This is a genomic window from Nonomuraea sp. NPDC003201 (assembly GCF_053590415.1).
The window spans coordinates 1-19,088 of sequence record NZ_JBSFTC010000056.1 but is presented as its reverse complement, the minus strand read 5'-3'; the positions used below and the strand labels follow the sequence as shown (position 1 = coordinate 19,088).

Genomic DNA, 19,088 nt, shown 5'->3' with positions numbered 1-19,088 from the left:
TCGTAGCGTCGCTCCGCTGTCCAGGTCCGCAGTGCGATGGTGGTGAGCGCGTCAGGTCTCTTCGAGGACGTGCACCTGGGGGAGATCGCGGTGGCGGTGGTGGGCTTGGGCTATCGCGGCGAGGTTGTCGCGTCCCAGAGCGCGGTAGGCCATGGTGAGCAGCTCGTTCGCATGGTGTTCGAGTTCGGGGTCTCCTGCGCTGATCCAGTGCAGGTCACGGCCGAGGGTGAGAGCGTCGGCGGGGTGTCCGGCGGCGCAGCGGCGCCGTGCCTCGGTGAGGCGGGCTTCCCGGACGGCCGGGTCGTCGGTCAGCTCCTTGTGCAGGGCTGTGCAGAAGTCGTAGTCGTCCCATGGCCTCTGTCGGCCGCGCTTGATCGCGGTGTCACCGTCGACGAGCGCGCCGCCGCCGTCCAGGGTTTCGATTCGATCCGGATCTCCGTGCTCGAGCAGTTCTGGGGAGTGTCCGTAGGCGTTGTGGTAGTCCTCGCCCTGTTCGTCGCGGTCGCCGGTCTCGAAGGTCATCAGGATCTCGCGCAGGAGCCGCAACCGGTGCCGTCGTGCGACCACCTCGGGGTCCATGGGATCGGCCGGCTCATCATCCTGATCTCCGAGGTGGCGCCATCCCCATTCGAGCGTGTACCGGACGGCCTCGAGAGGGGTACGCGACGGGAGGCCCACGCCGCCACCGTCGTTGTTGTAGTAGGAGGCGACTCCGGTGCAGGTGCGGCCGTCGTCGTACCAGAGCCCGAAATGCAGCCCGTCGGTGCCGCCGTGCATGAACGTGAGGAACTCGGGCGGGTCGCGGTAGTAGCGGCCGTGTACTCGCACATCGATGCCGGCCCGGGAACCGCGTTCGGGATCGTCGAACAGGTCCATGATCCCGAACGGGCACAGTTCCAGGTCGTCGAGGGCCTGCTTTCCGGCCGGGCCCAAGGACAGCAGGAAGGCCCGAAACCGGAAGATCGAGTCGGGCAGCTGGAATCCCCAGTCGCGGGCAAGGCGTTCCTCGATCGCGGCGCGTTCGCGCTCGACCTGGGCCTCAGCGGCCGACCTCACCTGCTCGTGCGGTCGGTTCGCCGCCTTCCACACCGCGTGGTCCCGCAGCTCGGCGGCGGAACGCGATGCGGCCCGCCGACGGTCGGCCCGTTCCCACAGCGTCAGCGGCGGATCGGGCTCCCCGAATATCGCCGCCCGCAACCGTTCTTCGGTATTGGAGCGGTCGATGCCCGGATACCGCGACCGGCGCTCTTCCCGGGCGGCCGCAGCCGGCAGCCAGCGGCCGGGGTCGGCAGCCACTCGCCTTCTCGCCTCACCGGCCGGTAGCGGAGCGATCTCCTGATCGAACGCCTGCAACGCCACCGCCTTGCGCCGTTGCACATCGGCGTCAAGCTCGGTGCACAACGCGTTGTAAGCGTCCCACTCCTGGGCCAGGTCCTCCTCGGGAAGGTCGGCACGCTCGAGAAAGAACTCGAACCTTCTCCCATACCTGAGGTCGTCGTACTGCGCCGCTATCTGCTCCCGCAGCCCGGCAAGGACCTGCCCGTCGTCCTCCACCTCGCCGTACCACAGCGCGGGTATGTCCTCGGGATGCTCCACCTGGTCCCGATGGAGTTCGACCGCTGTTTCCCGACCGAAGATCGTCACACGCGCGGTCAACCTTTGACCGTCCACAGAGACGAGCTCCGCATCGAGGCCGGCGAACGGGCCATCGACAATCCTCACGAACGGACGCTCCATGGTGGGACCCCAATCGGCACGGATGATCTCTGGGGCAGCATGATAGAGATCGCCACTGACATGCGGACCCAACAAGGGCTTGCGCTCCCACCGCGCCTGCCAGAGGTTGATGAGCGCTTGTGGCGTCAGGTGGCCGGATGGCCGCTGATCGCTACCCCGCGGGCCTGACCGGCGCGCAGGAGGAGCTGATCGAGCCGTTACTGGCGAACACCGCGCCATGCGCGATCGGCCGACGCGGCCCGGAAGCACCCGGTCCGGGGCGGGCATCGATGTCCCATCGCTTCGCCGGTCGGCGGGTGGGCTCGATGACGCCGCAACGGGCCGGGCGGCTCACGAAGCTCATCGGGCGGGCTGCCCTGCTGTGTCGCCGCGCTGTGCGAGTCACGGCTGGTCGTCGAGTGCGACGTAGTGCAGTTCGGGTTCGGTACGCGTCTCGTACTCGCCCCCGAACACGGCGATGCCGCTGCGGAAGCAGACGACGATGTGCCCGGCCTCGTCCACGGCGACGGCTGTCACGGCGTCGGGGAGGTGAAGGCGGCGACCGATCCGCCGGTGAGTGGTGAGGTCCCACACCTCCACCACAGGGCCCCTGGCGGTGACGGCAACGGGATGACCGCACACCGACGCCGCCGCGAGTGCCTGCACGTTGACGGCAGGCAGATCGCCGAGGTGCCGGCCGGTGGCCACCTCCCACAACCTCACCGGCAGGTCCTCTTCCCGGTACCAGTTCACATCGCTCGCGGTGAGGGCGACCGGCTGACCGCCGACCACGGTGGTGACGAGCCGCTGCACGGGCGGGCCGTGGCGTCGAAGGGAAGAAGTGCTGATCTCCCGGTTGGCGGCCAGCTCCCGTACCCGGAGGCCGCCGTGGAAGGACCCGGCCACGGAGACGGGTGTGCCGTCGACCACCGCGGTGTCGACGGCGCGGACCCAGCGGCGGTGGCTGACGCCGGGCGCGCCGATCTGCTCGCCGGTGGCGACGTTCCACACCCGCACGGTCCTGTCGGTGCCGGCGGTCACGGCCAGGGGCTGCCCGGTGGCCGAAGTGGTGGCGACCGCGACCGAGCCGACGGCGGCGGTGTGGCCGCTCAGCGGAGCGCCGAGTTGCTTGCCCGCGGCCAGGTCCCAGATCCGGACGGTGCAGTCGTCGCCGCCGGTGACGGCAACGGCGCGGTCGTCGACGACGGCCGTGGCCAGCGCCCGCACCGGTCCGTCGTGCCCCATGAGCGGTTGCCCGAACGGCTTGCCCAAGGTCAGGTCCCACAGGCGGACGCTGTGGTCGTCGCCGCCGGTGACCACCACGGGCTGTCCGTCGACCACGGCGGTGGTCACCGCCCGCACCTGCCGGCGGTAGCCGACGGGGGACTCCGCGGCCTCCAGCCCGAACCGCAGGTCCCAGAGCCGCACCGTGCCGTCGCTGCTGCCCGTGACGGCGACCGGCCGACCGTCGAGCACGGCCAGGTCGGCCGACCACACGAAGTCGTTGTGCCCGGTGAAGACGTGTAGCTGCTGCCCGGTGGTGAGGTCCCAGAGCCGCACGGTGCGGTCGGTGCCGGCGGTGAGCGCCACCGACCGGCCGTCGAGCGTGGTGAAGGCGACATCGTCGACTCCCCGCTCGTGACCCACCCAGGGTTCTCCGATCATCTGGTGGGTGGACAGGTCCCACACCCGCACCGTGCCGTCGTAGTGGCCTCCGGTGACGGCCACCGGCCGGCCGTGGAGCGTGGTGGTGGTCAGGGTGGACACGGTGTCCTTGTGAGTGGTGAACGGTTCACCGAGCTGTTCACCGGTTACCAGATCCGATACCCGAACCTCCCCGAGGGAGCCGCTCGACACCACCACCGTCCTGCCGTCGAGCTCGGCCGTGGCCACATGCGTCGCCATGTACGGGTGACCGGTGAACGGTTCGCCGAGTTGTTCGCCGGTGGCCAGGTCCCACACCCGCACCGCCCCGTCGAAGCCGCCGGTGACCGCCACCGGCCGACCGTGGAGCGTGGTCGTCGTGACCCCCCGCACGATCGCCGCGTGCGCCGTGAACGGCCTGCCGATCTGCCGGCCCGTGGTGAGATCCCACACCCGTGCCGACTTGTCGTTGCCGGCGGAGACGGCGACCGGCCGACCGTCGAGGACTGCGGTGGCAAGTCCGTACACCGCGGCCGTATGCCCGGTGAGTGGGCTGCCGATCTGCTGCTGGGTGGCGAGGTCCCACAGCCGGAGCGAGCCGTCCCCGGAGGCGGAGACGACGACGGGCCGACCGTCGAGGACTGCGGTGGCGACCGCGAACACCGAGCTTCCATCAGCGGCAGGCGGTCGCTGCCCGAGGGGCGGCATGGACGCCAACTCCCCGGTCGACCGCCAAGCCCATCGCAGGCCCCACTCCTTCGCGTCGCCAAACGGCGCTGACCCCACGGACGTCTCACGCTCTGACATGGCAGGCACAGTACAGCCGGGGTACGACACCGACAGGAAGCGAGCCACCGCCGGTTGCTTGAGTCCTGCTCGCTCAGCGAGTTCGGCCTGGGTGAGCCCAAGTTCCTCGCGGCGGCGCCGTACGGTCTCACCGAGTTCGAATCGAATACGGGCGGCCTCGTAGGCGGCTCCGGCGCCAGGGCGGCTCATGATCTCAGCGCGCTTGTCGGACCAGGCCTTGCGCTCAGCCATGCCGCTCACCCCTCATCTGCGGTGTGGGCCTCGGCGACGCATCGCTTCAAGGCCCGCACGGCCCGTTCGATCTCGGCTGAACACTGTCAGCAGGATAATGCGCCTGCCTGGGCGATCCAGTAGGAAGACGGCCGTCTCCTGGTCGTCCTGGCCGAGTGCGTCGAACCACTCGTCCGCCTCAGGTTCTACTTCCGCTTCTCCAGGCTTGGGTATGCAACCGGCCGTCAATTGCGCCATGCGCGATCGGGCAACGCGACCCGGAAGGCACCCGGTCCTGGACGGGCATCAGATGGCCCACCGCTTCGCCGGTCAGTGGGTGGGCTCGATGGCGCCGCCAGGCGCGCCTCTGGAGGGACGGTCCGAGGGGAGCGAGGGCCCTTGTTTCGGGGCGGGCTCCAGCAGGCCAACCCGGCAACCAGGCGACGGGTGGGCGCTGGCGAGCGCAGCGAGCGGGGGTTGAGGGGATCGAAAGGGGGCGGAGCCCTCTTGGGAGGCGCAGCCTGGAACTCCGAGCGCGAAGCGCCCCCTTGTGGAAGGCCTTGCTTCTAGGCCCAGTGTGGAGGCTTGTTGTCCAGGTAGAAGGCGTCCGGGTCGGTCTCGGGCCAGTCGCCCCAGCCCTCGTCCGTGTCGTCCGCTGTCTGCTCCGGTAGAAAATCGTTCACGCCGGACATGCTACTCGGGCATACAAAGCGCCCGACGTGTCCGCAGGTCCAGGGACAGGCGGGGGCGGCGGCGGTACGATGCGAGAGCAGGTGTCGCCTATCCCCCCGTGAGGCTGCTCATGGCAACCCCGACAGGCTGGCAGCGAGACGGCAATCTACCGGCGGAGCTCACCAGCTTCATCGGCAGGACGCGGCTCCTCGCCAACCTCAAACGGCACCTCGGCGAGTCGCGCCTGGTGACCGTGACGGGCATCGGGGGCGTGGGCAAGTCCCGTACGGTGCTGAGGCTCGCGCATCTCGTCCGGTCGCAGTATCCGGACGGCGTGTGGTTCGCGGATCTCGGGCGGTTGCAGGACGCGGGCATGGTCAAGCACACCATCGCCTCCGCGCTGGGCATCGCCGACCAGTCCTCGCGGGCCGAGTCCGAGTCGCTGTCGGAGTGGGTGGGCGAGCGCGACATGCTGCTCATCATCGACACCTGCGAACACCTGGTGCACGGGTGCGCCGATCTGGTGCACGAGTTGCTGGAGGCGGCGCCCAATCTGAAGGTGCTGGCCACCAGCCGCCAGTCGCTGAACCTGCCGTACGAGCACGTGGTTCCCGTGCCGCCGCTGCAGGTGCCGTTCGAGGATCCGGGCGAGAGCCTGTTCACGAACGAGTCCGTGCAGCTCTTCGCCGAACGCGCCGGGGCGAGCGTGCCCGACTTCGTGCTCGACGAGGACAACATCGGCGCCGTGGCCGAGCTGTGCCGCAGGCTCGACGGGATCCCGCTCGCGATCGAGCTGGCGGCCGTACGGCTGCGGGCGCTGTCGGTGGAGCAGATCCTCGGGCTGCTGGCCGACCGGTTCAGCCTGCTGGCGGGCGCGAGCCGGACGGCGCTGCCGCGGCACCAGACGCTGCGGGCGGCCATCGGGTGGAGCCACGAGCTGTGCGAGCCCGCGGAGCGGCTGCTGTGGGCGCGGCTGTCGGTGTTCGCGAAGGACTTCGAGCTGGACGCGGCCAGGTTCGTCTGCTCCGACGGGCGGCTGCCGTCCGAGGACATCACCGATCTGGTCACGGGGCTGGTCGAGAAGTCCATCCTGCTGATCAGGAGCAACCACGCCGGGGTCCGCTACAAGCTCATCGACACCCTCGCGGAGTACGGCGAGGAGTGGCTCGACAAGCTCGGCCAGAAGGAGCAGATGCAGCAGCGGCACCTGGAGTACTACCTGAGCCTGGCCCAGCGCAGCGAGGACGCCTGGTCCGGGCCGCGGCAGATCTACTGGTTCGTCCGCATGCGGCAGGAGCACGACAACGTACGGGTGGCGCTCGACCACGCGCTCAAGTCGCCGGGCAAGTCGGTGCTGGCGCTGACGCTGCTGTCGTCGTTGTGGTTCATGTGGATCTGCTGTGGATTCGTCCGTGAGGGGCGGCTCTACCTGGAGAAGGCGCTCCAGGCCAACCCCACCGCGAGCAAGGAGCGCTGCAAGGCGCTGTGGGTGCTCTCGTACGTGCGCAGCGCCCAGGGTGACAGCGCGGGCGCGCTGAAGGCGGCCGAGCAGTGCAGCACCGAGGCCGTCAGGGTCGGCGACTCCAGGTCCGTGATCCTGGCCTCCAAGATGCAGGGCACGGCCGCGCTGCTCCAGGGCGACCTGCAGAAGGCCAGCGCGCTGCTGGGCGTGGCGATCGAGTTCAACACCGACAACAAGGAGCTCAACCCCGGCCTGCTGCCCGCCATCGTCGAGCTGTCGCTGGTGCTGTCGTCGCAGGGTGAGTTCTACGAGGCGGAGTCGCTGCTGCTGGACTGCCTGCAGGTGTGCAGGGAGCGCGGCGAGCTCTGGGTCAGCTCGTACGCGCAGTGGGCGCTGGCCTTCACCAGGCTCGCGACCGGCAGGGCGGTGGAGGCGCTGCAGAGCGCCAGGGAGGGGCTGCGGATCAAGCGGCACTTCCACGACACGCTCGGCACCCTGCTGGCGCTGGAGACCTGCGCGCGCATCTTCGTCCTGCACGACGAGCTGGCGCTGGCCGCCAAGCTGCTCGGCGCGTTGCAGCAGAACTGGAAGTCGGCCGGTCTGCCGCAGATGGGCGCGCCGTTCCTGACCGACGACCACAACGTGTGCGTACGCGAGTGTGTGCGGCGGATGGGCGAGCAGGCCTACAAGAACACGTTCGAGGAGGGCGCCAGGCTCGACCTGGACGAGGCGTCCGAACTCGCGCTCGGTGGCGAGCCGGACGCCTCTGAGTAGCGCCGGCCTCAGACCGCCTGGGGCCAGCGGGTGCCGTCGGGCCAGGCGTGCACGTAACGTGCGCTGCCGAGGGAGAACTCGATGTGCCCCCGCACCCAGTGTTCGAGCCCCCGTACGTACTTGCGGACCGGCAGTGACGCCCAGTGCTCCAGCATCGCGCGCCGCTCGACGAACGCGGCGATCGCGTTGTTGTGCATCTCCGCGACCTCGCGCAACGCGTCCTGGAGGGAGAGGGACTTGTGCGTGGCCAGCACGGTGACGAGGTTGTGCCGGGCCTTGTCGTTCCCCCGTTCCTTGGCGTACGAGAGCAGGTCGTTGTCCCAGCCGATGAGGTCGCACGCCAGGTCGGAGAGCGCGCGGACGTCGGGATGATGCCATTCCTCCGCCTCGAGCCGGTAACCGCCACCGGCGTCGATGAGCGCTAGGCAGGTGTACGTGGCCCCCGTGATGCGGCGCATCAGCACGTAGTCGTCAGGGGTGGGGATCAGGTCGACCTCGCGGTTGGCCGCCTCCCAGATCTGGGCGAACAGGTACTCCTTCACCGTGATCCGCCACCGGTCCACCTGGGCGGGGGTGGCGGCTTCGGAGATCCGGTGCAGGAGCTCGTTGAGGGCGAGGCCGAACGGGTCGTCGAAGTCCGGCTTCCTGCGTCCGTCGAGGATCTCGAGGAGCGGCGGCAGGGCGCGGGCCAGAGCAGAGGCCCGGTGTCCCATCAGCTCGCCCTCGCAGAACGCGTCGTCGAACGCGAAGAGCCAGTTGTACCAGTCGTTGATCAACCGGAGGCTGTCACGCGGCACGGTCGGGTTGGTCCGGGCCGCGAGCAGTCCGATTTTGGAGCGCCGGAAGTGCTCGATCGCCTCGGCGCCGGTGAGCATGTTCGTGGCGGCCAGCCATGCGTGACTCTCCGCGTCGACCTCCGCGGCGTGCACGTGGATCTCGCTCGGGAACGGACATGGCAACGGAGGGATGTGGAGTGGTCGCCTACCAAATGTTTGCGCAGAAGTAGCCACGTCATCCAGCATGACGAGGCGGTGAACGAAAGGCCACAGTCGGCAACTTCGAGGCCTTTAGTGCTTATTTCATACTATGAATCGCTTTGCGTGAACCATTGGATAAACTGGTCATTTACCACATTCGCGTCGCACGCAACGCCGGCGGCGGACCCGTGCGGCGATCGTCGCTCTCCTTCGGTAACGCTCTGACCACGACAGACACCTTTTCGTGGTGAGCGGCGTCAGATTGAGGTCGCGGACCCGGCGGGAATCGGCGCCCCGCTGTTACGCGCAGGCGAAACCGTCCCGGCGTGACCGTAATGAGCCGCGAGCACCAGCAAAGTGTCACCTTTGCCGTCGGTCACATCGACCGGCGCCCCGACCTCGCCCTATACCCTCGGCATCCCGGCGGCACCCGTCCTGGCCAGGGCGAACATCCCGGTTGCGAACCCCCGATCTTCGGGTCCGTGGCGATGTGTCCTATTGACCCTCGATAGGGTGCCGTGCGCGGAATCGTTCCGACTCGCCGTAGGTTCTGGTGAAGAGTACCTAGGGAAAGGCTGTCCAACCGTGTTCGACCCGAAGGATCTCTACGAGCTCGCAGACGACGCGCCCGAGCTGCCCGATCCGGTGTTGCTGTACCACTTCGACGGCTTTGTCGACGCGGGCTCCGCCGGACGCCTCGCACTGGGCCACCTGCTGGCCGAGCTGGAGCACCGGGTCGTGGCGACGTTCGACGTGGACCGGCTGCTCGACTACCGGTCTCGCCGGCCCATCATGACCTTCGACACTGACCGATGGGTGGAGTGCGAGAGCCCGGAATTGGCCGTTCATGTCGCCAAGGACGCGACGGGAACGCAGTTCCTGGTGATGAGCGGGCCCGAGCCCGACCGGGAGTGGGAGCTGTTCACCAAGGCCGTGTCGGACCTGGTGGAGCGCTTGAAGGTGAGCAAGATCGTGACGCTCCACGGCATCCCCATGGCGGTCCCCCACACCCGCCCGCTCGGCCTCACGATGCACGCCAGCCGGCCCGAGTTGATCAACTCCCAGACGAGCGCGTTCGGACGGGTCCAGGTGCCGGGGAGCGTGGCGGCGCTGCTGGAGTTCCGGCTGGGGGCGCAGGGGCACGACGCGCTGGGGTACGCGATCCACGTACCGCACTACCTCTCGCAGGCCGAGTACCCGACCGCCGCCGTCACCGGCCTGGAGGCGGTGACGCGGGGCACGGGGCTGGTGTTCCCGCTGGACGGGCTGCGCGACGCGGCCCGCCGTACGACGACGGAGATCGAGGAGCAGATCCAGGCCTCCACCGAGCTCTCCACCGCGATCACGGGGCTGGAGCAGCAGTACGACGCGTTCGCGGGCGGCGCCGAGCGCGAGAACCTGATGGCCGAGACGACCCCGATGCCCACGGGCGACGAACTGGCCGCCCAGTTCGAACGCTTCCTCGCCGAGCGCGACGACGAGTAAAACCCCATATTTTACGGTGGCCCGAGCCGGCCCCACCCGCCGCACGTGGCCGGGGCCTGTCCAGGGTGACGCTCACCAGGTGTGCGTGGCGGGCCGCCGTCACGCCGCCCCGTGGGCCGTCTGGGTGGCGCCTCCGTGACCCCGGAACCAGGCGCCTTCATACCCCCGGAAACAGCGATGCCTTCATGACCCCGGAACCAGGGCCGTGGCCGGGCACCGCCTGAGGGGTCTTGACGGGCGTGCCGGATAGCCTGAGGAAATGACTGACATCCGGGTCGGACTGGTCGGCTACGGCACCGCCGGAGCGTATTTCCACGCCCCTCTCATCCACGCCACCCCCGGCCTGTCCCTGGCCGCCGTCGTGACCGGCAACCCCGCCCGCCAGGCCGAGGTGGCCGAGAAGTACGGCGCGGTCCCGGTGCCCGACGTGGAGGAGCTGTGGGGCCGGTGCGATCTCGTCGTGGTCGCCTCCCCCAACAGGACCCACGTGGCCACCGCCGCCTCCGCGCTCACCGCCGGCCTGCCCGTCGTCGTGGACAAACCCCTGGCCAGGACCGCTGCGGAGGGCCGGGAGGTGGTGCGGCTGGCCAAGGAGCGCGGGCTCATGCTGACCGTGTTCCAGAACCGGCGCTGGGACGGCGACTTCCGCACCGTCCGCAGGCTGGTCGAGGAGGGGCGGCTGGGTGACGTGCTGCGCTTCGAGTCGAGGTTCGAGCGGTGGCGGCCGATGCCGAAGGGCGGCTGGCGGGAGAGCGGGGGCGCGGAGGAGATCGGCGGGCTCCTCTACGACCTGGGCAGCCACCTGGTGGACCAGGCCCTGCAGCTGCTCGGCCCGGCGCGCGAGGTCTACTGCGAGAGCGACGTGCGGCGCGAGGGGGTGGCCTCCGACGACGACACGTTCATCGCGCTGACGCACGCGGGCGGGGCCCGGTCGCATCTGTGGATGAGCTCGGTGGCGGCCTGGCGGGGGCCTCGGTTCCGGGTGCTGGGCTCGGCGGCCGGGTTCGTGAAGTACGGGATGGACGTGCAGGAGGAGCGGCTGCGGGCGGGGATGTCGCCCGGTTCGCCGGAGTTCGGGGAGGATGACGAGGGGAGCTGGGGGCTGCTCGGCACGGAGGAGGCCCATCGTGCCGAGCGGACGGAGCCGGGGGCGTACCTGGACTTCTATCGCGGGGTGGTGGCGACGCTGCGCGAGGGGGCGCCACCACCCGTGGACCCGGAGAGCGTGATCGACACGCTGACCGTCATCGAGGCCGCCCGCCTGTCGGCCACCCAGCGCATCGTCACCCACCTGGGCTGACCCACCCACCCGCTCAGTCGCGGAGGCGGGTGTGGAGGGCGGTCGTGTCGGCGTCGGTCCAGCCGTGCCGGGTCAGCCAGCCCATCGCACCGCCGAACCGCTCGTCCAGCACCTGGAAGAACTGCTCGATGTACCGGGCCCGCGGCATGTGGTCGTCCGCCGGCCGCGAGTCCAGATCGCCCCGGTACGTCGCACTGCTCCGCAGCCGCTTGAGGATCAGCTCCAGCCGCTCCCCCGTCGCCACGTAGTCCTCGACGATCGCCTCGCGGGTCGCCCCCGCCACGTCCAGCGCCAGCGCCGACAGCACTCCGGTGCGGTCCTTGCCCGCCGCGCAGTGCACCAGCGCCGCCCCGTCGTCCAGCGACATCGCGCGCAGCGCCGCCACCACCGCGTCCGGGCGGTCGCGCAGGTAGCCGAAGTAGAAGCCGGTCACCCGCAGTTCCTCGTCCAGCCCGCGCTCGGCCCAGGGCAGCACCCGGTCGCCGTCGATGGTGTCGGCCTCGACGTCGGTGTGCGTGCCGCCCTCCGCGAACAGCGTCAAGTGGTGGTGGCGCACCTCGGGCACCAGGGTCAGCGGCCCCGGGCCCTCCATCGCGACCTCGGCGTTCGAGCGCAGATCCACGACGTGCCGCAGTTTCAGCTCACCCACCAGCACCGCCACGTCACCCGGCGTGAGGCCCTGCAGGTTGTCGGCGCGGAAGATCCGCCCGCGCCGGATGCGGCCGCCGTCGCGAGTCGGCAATCCGCCCAGGTCACGCGCGTTGACCGCGCCTTCCAGGTCTATCCACCTCGTCATCTCATCCATTATTGCGACCCTATATGTCCGCCAAATATGAGCGAATCCGAGGTTCATAACGCAGCATGAACGTATGGATCCACGAGCTCTGCCGCCCCGGCTGGTGATCGATCCAACGCTGCACCCGGAGATCTCGGTCGAGCTGCGGTCCAGCCCGCACATCCTCCGCCTGGCTCGATCCGGTGTGCGCGTGGACACCACGAAGAACCCTGCCCTCCTCTTCGTGATCCCGGCCCTCCTGATGGTGGTCGCCGTGGCGACCGACACGCCGGCCCTGCTGGTCCCCGGTGTGGGGCTCGGGCTGCTGGTCCTGTTCAGGTGGATGGCGTTGGACGGCACCTATCGATCGACCCGGCGGCGGATCCGCGCCGCCCAGGTCCACGCCAACCGCTTCATCCTCCCCGAGGACCTGGACTACCCCTGCCAGAGGCTGCTGCGCAGGGCGCAGAACGCGGTCGAGGCGATCATGGCCTCCCGCGTCCACCGGGACGGCCTGATCGACACCATCGACAACCGGGTCTCACTGCCCGAGGAGGTCTGGCAGATCGCCCAGCGGCTGCGGAAGCTGTCGTCCATGCACGCCGAGCACGGCAAGATCGTCCCGCGCGAGCTGCCGCCCGGCATGGAGGACGCGTTCAAGCCCTACACCACCGCGCTGGACGCCGCCTGGACGTCGCTGTCGCACCGGGTCCGCCACCTGGAGAAGTACGCCAAGCAGGTGGTCAAGGCGGACAAGGTCTACCACGCGCACCGGCGGCTCGAGGCGCTGGCCGCCAAGACCCCCGAGTACCAGCAGCTGATCGCCGACACCGTGCGGGACGAGCTGGCCCACGAGCGCATCAGGGAGCTGGCCGACCAGGCGGCGCACGTGCGCAAGCTGTTCGAGGAGAGCATCGCCCAGGCCAGGCTCGCGGCGGGCGAGCTGATCAGGACGCCCCTGACCTGAGGGTCAGGGGCCGGCGCGTCTGAGGAGCTCCAGGGTACGGCGCATGCCGGCCTCGTTGCCGAGGCTGCGGTAGATGTCCCTGGCCTGCTCCAGCGGCTCCACCGCGGCCCCGCGGCCGCCCGCGTCGAGGTGCGCCTCCCCCAGGTAGCGCAGGCTCCTGGCCATCCACCACCGGTCCTCGAGCTCCTCGAACCCCCGCACCGCCCGCCGCAGCTCCCGCTCCGACTCCTCGATCCGGCCCAGCCGCGCCAGGGCCCGCCCGGCCGACACGGCGGTCCTGGCCACCCCCCACGAGTCGCCCAGCGCGGCCAGGATCTTCTCGGCCCGCCGGACGAAGTCCAGCTCGCGCAGCCCGTTGTCGGGGTCGCCGACCTCCCCCGCGGCCCGCAGGCAGCGGGCCTCCTCCCACAGCTCCCCGCGCTGCTTGAACATCTCGGAGGCCCGGTCGAGGCTGAACCCGGCCCTGGTGAACAGGTTGGCCGCCGGCCGGAGGTCGCCCGCGCGGTGCTCGGCGCGCGCCTGCGCGGCCAGCACCTCGCCGTAGACGCGCAGGGTCTGGGCCTCGGAGTAGCGGTTGCCGTCCCGCTTGAAGATCTCCAGGGCGTCTTCCAGCAGCTCCCTGGCCTCGTCGGGACGGCGTTCCGACATGCGCATCTCGGCGAGGTTGCGCTGGGTGCGGGCCATCCACCACAGGTCGTCCTCGCCCTTGAACGCGGTGATGGCCCCGATGAGATAGTCCTGCGCCCGGTCCAGGTGGCCGTCGCTGAACAGCGTCATGCCGATCGTGCGCATGGCCCTGGCCGCCCACCAGGTCTCCCCCAGCTCCTCGAACGTCTCCAGCGCCCGCCTGGCCTCCTCCAGCGCCCGCTCCCGCAGGCCCAGGCCGCCGTGCACGGAGGCGCTGTCGAGCAGCGCGATGGCCAGCGCGCGCCGGTCGCCGACCTGCGCGGCGGCCTCGCAGCCGAGCTCGGCGACGGCCACCCAGTCGGCCCAGTACGCGCGCAGCGAGTGGCACAGGGAGCAGAACGCCCTGGCCAGCCCCCAGGTCAGCTCCCACAGCCGGAGCTGGCGGGCCAGGTGGATCATGGCGAGCAGCGTCAGCCGCTCGGCGTTGAGCCAGTCGCCGGCCCGGACCTGCCCGTCGGCGTCGGAGCGGCGTCCACCCTTGCTCCAGTCCTGCGGCCAGCGGTTCTGCGCGGCCTCCTCGGCGCGGCGGCGGTAGCCGTAGAGCACGCGCTCGACGGCCGCCCTGCGCCGCTCGGCCTCGTCCTGCTCGGCCAGCTCCGCGGCGAACACCCTGACCAGGTCGTGCAGCCGGTAACGCATCGTGCCGGTCTGGTCGGTGCCCGAGCACTCGGCGAGCTGGGCGTCGATGAGGGCTTCGAGCTGGTCGGCGCCGTCGAGCCCGGAGCTGTCGAGCAGCTCGCCGGCCACCCAGCCGGGCACGTCGGGCGCGGTGAGCGCGCTGAGCAGGCGCAGCAGGCGGCGCTGCATGCCCGTGCAGTCGTCGTAGCTGAGCTGCACGGAGGCGCGCACGCTCTTGTCCACCGTCGGGGCCACTTCGAGCTGGTCGAGACGGCGGCGCGTGTCGGCCAGCCGGGCGGACATCTCGCGCATGCTCCACTGCTCGCGGGTGGCCAGCCGGGCACCGCAGATGTTGATCGCCAGCGGCAGGTAGTCGCACAGCCGCACGACCTCCTTGGCGGCCTCCAGGTCGTCGACGACCCGGTCGCCGCCGGCCAGCCTGGCCAGCAGCTCCACTCCGTGCGCCTCGCTGAACACGCCCAGCCGCGTGTCATGGGTGCCGTTCAGGAACAGCGGCGCGCGCGAGGTGACCAGCACCGCGCAGCCGGGCTCGGCCGGGATCAGCGCCTTGACCTGTTCGGCGTCGTGGGCGTTGTCGAGGCCGATGAGGATCCTGCGGCCCTTGGTCCAGGTCAGCCAGAGCTTGCGTAACTCGTCCAGGCCGCCGGGGTCGGTGGTCAGGCGCACGTCCAGCGCGCGCAGGAACCCGATCAGCACCTCGTCGGGGCGCACCGGTGCGTCCACGCCGCCGCGCAGGTCGGCGTAGAGCCTGCCGTCGGGGAACCAGCCGGCCGTCTCGTGCGCGAACCTGGTCATCAGCGCCGACTTGCCGACGCCGCCCCGGCCGTACAGGGAGACCACGAGGGGCGGTGAGAGGCCGGGGGTCTTCCTGCGCTCGGTGAAGACCTCGTGCAGCTCGGCCAGCGCCTCGGCGCGGCCGGTGAAGTGCTCGGGGACCGGCGGCCACTGGTCGGGCGGGTGCGGGCCGGGCGCGGGGAGCGCCTGCTGCCGGGGCTCGCGCGTCTCTGTGGTGGCCCAGGTGGTCAGCCCGACGAGGACGGCCGCCGCGCCGGTCACGGCGATCTTGGCCAGCGGCGGGATCTCCCAGTCCACGGAGGCGGTCAGCACGCTCGCGGCGGCGGCCGCGAGGCCCGCGGAGATGGGCGCGGCCCATGGCACCTTTCTGCGTCTTTTACGCGGTTTGTCAGGTAGGTCCCCTGTCAACGAACACCCCCTATGGGGTAATTCAAGCCAATGGGGTACGGCTTGCGCCAGCCGTACCCCATCGTTCATCTGTTAGCCGATCACATGACAGGTGGCCGTGGCCGTCTTGCTCGGGTCGCTCTCCGAGGTGGCGGTGAGCTTGACCCTGGCCAGGCGGTCGCCGCCGGTCCCGCGCACGGCGTTCACGGTGACGAGGTCCTGCTTGCCGAACGCGACGGAGTCCAGCGCGTTCGGGAGCTGGGCGGTCCAGCCCTTGCCCTGGATCTCGGCCTTGAGCCGGTAGACGTCGGAGTTCAGGTAGGCGCCGACGTCCTCCGGGTGCTGCCCCTGCGCCGGGGCCGCCTTGCCGGTGTTGAACAGCGGGAACTTGCAGGTGGAGATGTTCTTGGCGGTGGGCAGGCCGGCCGAGGGGAGCAGCTTGACGCCGCGCTTCTGCGGGCCCGCGCCGTCGAGCGAGCGGATGGCGACCGTGTAGGACAGCTCGCCGTCGCGGTCGCGTTTGACGTCGGTGACGTAGAAGTGCAGGCGGTTGGCCTGGTCGACGTACTCGTACTCGCTGCCGGAGTCCGTGCCGGCGTGGAAGAGGGCGTCGGCGAGCTGGCGGTAGTCGCCGACCGTGATCGGCACCTTCGTCCCGTCGGGCAGCACGTAGTCGGTCATGCCGATGTCCTGCGGGTTCGCGTCGATCACCCACTCGAACGGGGACCGGTCCTGGTTCTTGGTCTTGGCCAGCAGGACGCCGGAGTCGGGCGTGAAGGAGTCGGTGCCCACGCGGTCCACGACCTCGACCGTGTAGTTCTCGTAGCCGCCGCCGTCACACAGCGGGTTCGTCGTGACGTCGCAGGCGGGGCTCTTGTCGCCGGTGTCGAAGGAGATGTTGACGCCGGACAGCTCGTTCTTGCCCGGCTGGACGGCGCGGGCCACGACCCGGGCGGTGACCAGGCCCGACTCGTCGAGCGCCTCACGCGAGAGGCGTAAGACGTTCTGCTCGTCCACCATCTCCAGCTTGATCTTGTTGCGCAGCATGTGCTGCGCGCCCATGGACGCGCCGGCGGTCGGCGGGATCAGCCAGCGGGAGTGCGGGCCGCCGGGGCCGTTGAAGCTGCCGCGGCTGAGCATCTCCCAGACGCCCGTGTACGCCCTGCGCGCCGGCACGCCGTACGGGTTGTTGTAGTTGTCGGCGATGCCCATGATGTGGCTCAGCTCGTGGGCGTAGACGGCCATGCCCGAGCTCTCGGCCTGGACCGAGTCGATGCCGAAGCGGGCGTTCGGCCAGAAGTTGGAGCCGGCCTGCCACGAGGTCCAGTCGACGTAGCGGGTGGCCACCCAGTTGGGCAGCGCGGGGTCCGGCGGGCCCCACTCGTCCGGCACGTCCTCCTTGGTCGGGAACTTCATCATCCCGAACTCCTGCCAGGTGGCCGACTCGTCCTGACCGGCGCTCAGGTAGAAGACGAAGTCGAACTGCTTGGCCACCTCCTCGCCCACGGAGGCGATCCAGGCGGCGTTGCCCTCGGTACGCAGGTTCTTGTTGCAGGTGTCACCCGCCGGGCAGCCGGTGCCGCCCTGGAACTCCATCGCGTACTCGTGGTCCTTGCCCGACAGCGTGTAGGGCCCGAACCCGGTCAGCTCCACCCCGTACCTGCCGCCCGAGTCCTCCATCCAGTACTCGTGGATGGTGTGACCCTTGTTGAGGTCGTTCGGGGTGTTGAGGAAGTCCTGGTAGAACTTGGCCACCTGGTCGCGCGGGACGTCGTGGGCCTCGGCGCTCGGGTTCGCGTAGATCGTCGAGCCCTTGGGCTGCGTCACCACGAACGACTGGTTCGGGTAGTCGAGCAGCACGAGCGCGCCCTTGAACGTGCGCTTCGACCCCTTGACGGCGGGGTCGTTCCACTTGGTGCCGGGCGGCCGTTTGTAGTCCGCCCACGTCATGTTGTCGGGATTCTCCCAGTTCTGCGGATCAATCGGCTTGATGCCGCCGGCTGGGCCGGAGCGCAGGGCCTGGGCGTCGGCGGGTTCGTCGAGCTGCCAGGGCTGCGTTTGCGGCCAGTGGTTCTGCCGCCACGGATACTCGGGTTCGGTGGGGGGTGCTGCGGAAGCAGGGGTCGCCATCAGGCTCACCGGGATCAGCACGATGGCCGCCAGCAAACCCTTCAGCAGCTTCTTCGGGGCAATCACGGATTGACGGTATAGACGATATTGACGGAGATCACCGATCAGTTGTAGGGAAGAACCGTAGTGGTCTTTCCGACAATTGTTGAAATATCCACGTAAAGGTGTTGGTGTGGCGGATCTCCAGCGGACCGTGGACGAGCTCGCCGCGCGTCTCGGCCGCCCCCTGCTGCTCGAGGACCGCGTGCAGCGCGTCGTGGCCTACAGCGAGCAGAACGGCGCCATGGACGACATCCGCCGCGACTCGATCCTGCGCCGCAGCACCACTCCCGAGGTGCGGCAGTGGTTCCGGGCGGCCGGCGTGCACGAGGCGACCGGGCCCGTGCGCACCCCGGGCGCGCCGCACTTCGGCCTGCTGCCACGGGTGTGCGTCCCGGTACGGCACGCGGACGCGCTGCTCGGCTTCCTGTGGTTCGTCGACGCGGGGCCGGCCATGGCCGACGCCGAGGTCGCCGAGGCCGTGGCCGCCGCCCCGGCGCTCGCGCTGGCCCTGTTCCACGAGAGCCTGGCCAGCGGGCTGGCCTCCCACCGGGAGCTGGAGGCGGTCACCGGGCTGCTGGCGGGCGAGCGGGACGCGGCCAGGCAGCTCATCGAGGCGGGCGCGTTCCCGCAGGCGCAGCCGGTGACCGTACTGGTGGCCAAGCCGCGCGGGGCCGAGCCGGACGAGGCGCTCAGGCTGGGGCTGGAGCAGGGGCTGCTGGCGTTGCGGCGGCGGCTGAACGGTCACCATCCGCTGCACCTGGTCCGCTACGACCACGCCGTGCTGCTGACCGCCGGGCCGCCGGTCTCCCCCGACGAGCTGCACGCGGCCATGCCGGTGCCGGTGGTGGTCGGGGTGGGGCGGACCAGGCCGGCGCTGGCGGAGGCGGCGGAGTCGTACCGGGAGGCCAGGCACGCGGCGGAGGTGACCTCGCGGGTGCCCGGGCTCGGGCGTACGGCCGAGTGGGCGCGGCTCGGCGTCTACCGGATGCTCACCCAGCTGCCCGACCAGGAGCTGCACCCGGGGCTGGAAGGACTGCTGGCCGACGCCCAGTACCTGCCGCTGCTGGAGACCCTGGAGACCTACCTGGACCTGGCCGGGAGCGCGGTCGCCACCTCTCGGGCGCTGCGGCTGCACCGGACGTCCCTGTACTACCGGCTGCAGCGGGTGGAGGAGCTGGCCCGTACCGACCTGAAGGACGGGGGCGAGCGGCTCGCGCTGCACCTGAGCCTGAAACTCGCCCGCCTCTCCGGTCGATATTTACCGAGAGAATCGCATAATTTGTCCTAATTGCGAACCTGAAAGGGCTCACGTTTAATGCCCTGACAGGGATGATCCGACGGGAGTGCCGATGCCGTCTGCGAAACGTGCCGGTCCGGTCCTGAACAGGCGCGCGCCCATGCCCGTCGTGGTCCATTCCGGCCCGCTCGTCCTGCCCGTCTGCGCCGATCCCATTCGCGACGGGGCCGTGGCACTCAAGGGCGACCGGGTGGTCGAGGTGGGCACGCGGGCCTCGGTGACCACGTCCTTCCCCGCCGCCGAGGAGCTGCGGTGGACCGGCATGATCGTGGCCGGGCTGGTCGACGCCCGCGCCGCGGGGTCCGCCTCCGGGCCGGCCGCC

The 19,088-nt window shown here is 70.2% G+C and carries 12 protein-coding genes and 1 pseudogene; 6 read left to right on the top strand and 7 right to left on the bottom strand.

What is annotated here, in order from left to right:
- Window positions 1-51 precede the first annotated feature (51 nt).
- From ACWDX9_RS21505 to ACWDX9_RS21495, 3 genes and pseudogenes are all read right to left on the bottom strand, one after another.
- Window positions 52-1,812, bottom strand: coding sequence for a hypothetical protein (locus ACWDX9_RS21505; RefSeq protein ID WP_449956577.1), 1,761 nt, complete (start codon window positions 1,810-1,812; stop codon window positions 52-54).
- A gap of 306 nt (window positions 1,813-2,118) precedes the next feature.
- Window positions 2,119-4,023: a WD40 repeat domain-containing protein gene (locus ACWDX9_RS21500; RefSeq protein ID WP_449956662.1), complete on the bottom strand. Its 1,905-nt coding sequence runs from the start codon at window positions 4,021-4,023 to the stop codon at window positions 2,119-2,121.
- Window positions 4,024-4,209: 186 nt separating this feature from the next.
- Window positions 4,210-4,356: pseudogene (locus tag ACWDX9_RS21495) on the bottom strand (helix-turn-helix domain-containing protein); the annotation flags it as partial.
- A gap of 823 nt (window positions 4,357-5,179) precedes the next feature.
- On the opposite strand from ACWDX9_RS21495, the gene ACWDX9_RS21490 reads away from it, so the two are divergent.
- Window positions 5,180-7,285 carry an ATP-binding protein gene (locus ACWDX9_RS21490; protein WP_449956574.1) on the top strand — a complete coding sequence of 702 codons (2,106 nt, stop codon included), beginning with the start codon at window positions 5,180-5,182 and terminating at the stop codon, window positions 7,283-7,285.
- 8 nt (window positions 7,286-7,293) lie between these two features.
- On the opposite strand, the gene ACWDX9_RS21485 is transcribed toward ACWDX9_RS21490, so the two are convergent.
- Complete coding sequence (locus ACWDX9_RS21485; protein ID WP_449956571.1) at window positions 7,294-8,214, bottom strand: terpene synthase family protein; 921 nt, start codon at window positions 8,212-8,214, stop codon at window positions 7,294-7,296.
- A gap of 633 nt (window positions 8,215-8,847) precedes the next feature.
- On the opposite strand from ACWDX9_RS21485, the gene ACWDX9_RS21480 reads away from it, so the two are divergent.
- Together ACWDX9_RS21480 and ACWDX9_RS21475 are read left to right on the top strand one after the other, a co-directional pair.
- Window positions 8,848-9,747, top strand: coding sequence for a proteasome assembly chaperone family protein (locus tag ACWDX9_RS21480; RefSeq protein WP_355194230.1), 900 nt, complete (start codon window positions 8,848-8,850; stop codon window positions 9,745-9,747).
- Between the two features lie 259 nt (window positions 9,748-10,006).
- A complete protein-coding gene (locus ACWDX9_RS21475; RefSeq protein ID WP_449956567.1) occupies window positions 10,007-11,047 on the top strand; it encodes a Gfo/Idh/MocA family oxidoreductase in 1,041 nt (346 codons plus the stop codon).
- 13 nt (window positions 11,048-11,060) lie between these two features.
- On the opposite strand, the gene ACWDX9_RS21470 is transcribed toward ACWDX9_RS21475, so the two are convergent.
- Entirely contained in the window at window positions 11,061-11,843 is a 783-nt protein-coding gene (locus ACWDX9_RS21470; RefSeq protein WP_355194224.1) for a tyrosine-protein phosphatase, read from the bottom strand.
- Between the two features lie 73 nt (window positions 11,844-11,916).
- Here ACWDX9_RS21470 and ACWDX9_RS21465 point away from each other — a divergent pair, with 73 nt between their 5' ends.
- Window positions 11,917-12,789: a hypothetical protein gene (locus tag ACWDX9_RS21465; RefSeq protein ID WP_449956564.1), complete on the top strand. Its 873-nt coding sequence runs from the start codon at window positions 11,917-11,919 to the stop codon at window positions 12,787-12,789.
- Between the two features lie 3 nt (window positions 12,790-12,792).
- Here ACWDX9_RS21465 and ACWDX9_RS21460 read toward each other — a convergent pair whose 3' ends face one another.
- Both ACWDX9_RS21460 and ACWDX9_RS21455 read right to left on the bottom strand, forming a co-directional pair.
- Complete coding sequence (locus ACWDX9_RS21460) at window positions 12,793-15,273, bottom strand: ATP-binding protein (RefSeq protein ID WP_449956561.1); 2,481 nt, start codon at window positions 15,271-15,273, stop codon at window positions 12,793-12,795.
- A 117-nt stretch (window positions 15,274-15,390) separates the two neighbouring features.
- Entirely contained in the window at window positions 15,391-17,493 is a 2,103-nt protein-coding gene (locus tag ACWDX9_RS21455) for a M6 family metalloprotease domain-containing protein (RefSeq protein WP_449956558.1), read from the bottom strand.
- A gap of 106 nt (window positions 17,494-17,599) precedes the next feature.
- On the opposite strand from ACWDX9_RS21455, the gene ACWDX9_RS21450 reads away from it, so the two are divergent.
- Together ACWDX9_RS21450 and ACWDX9_RS21445 are read left to right on the top strand one after the other, a co-directional pair.
- The gene (locus tag ACWDX9_RS21450; protein WP_449956555.1) at window positions 17,600-18,757 is read left to right on the top strand and encodes a PucR family transcriptional regulator; all 1,158 of its coding nucleotides are present in this window, start codon (window positions 17,600-17,602) and stop codon (window positions 18,755-18,757) included.
- Window positions 18,758-18,866: 109 nt separating this feature from the next.
- Window positions 18,867-19,088 (top strand): imidazolonepropionase-like domain-containing protein (locus ACWDX9_RS21445; RefSeq protein ID WP_449956552.1); only part of this gene is annotated, 222 nt, incomplete at its 3' end.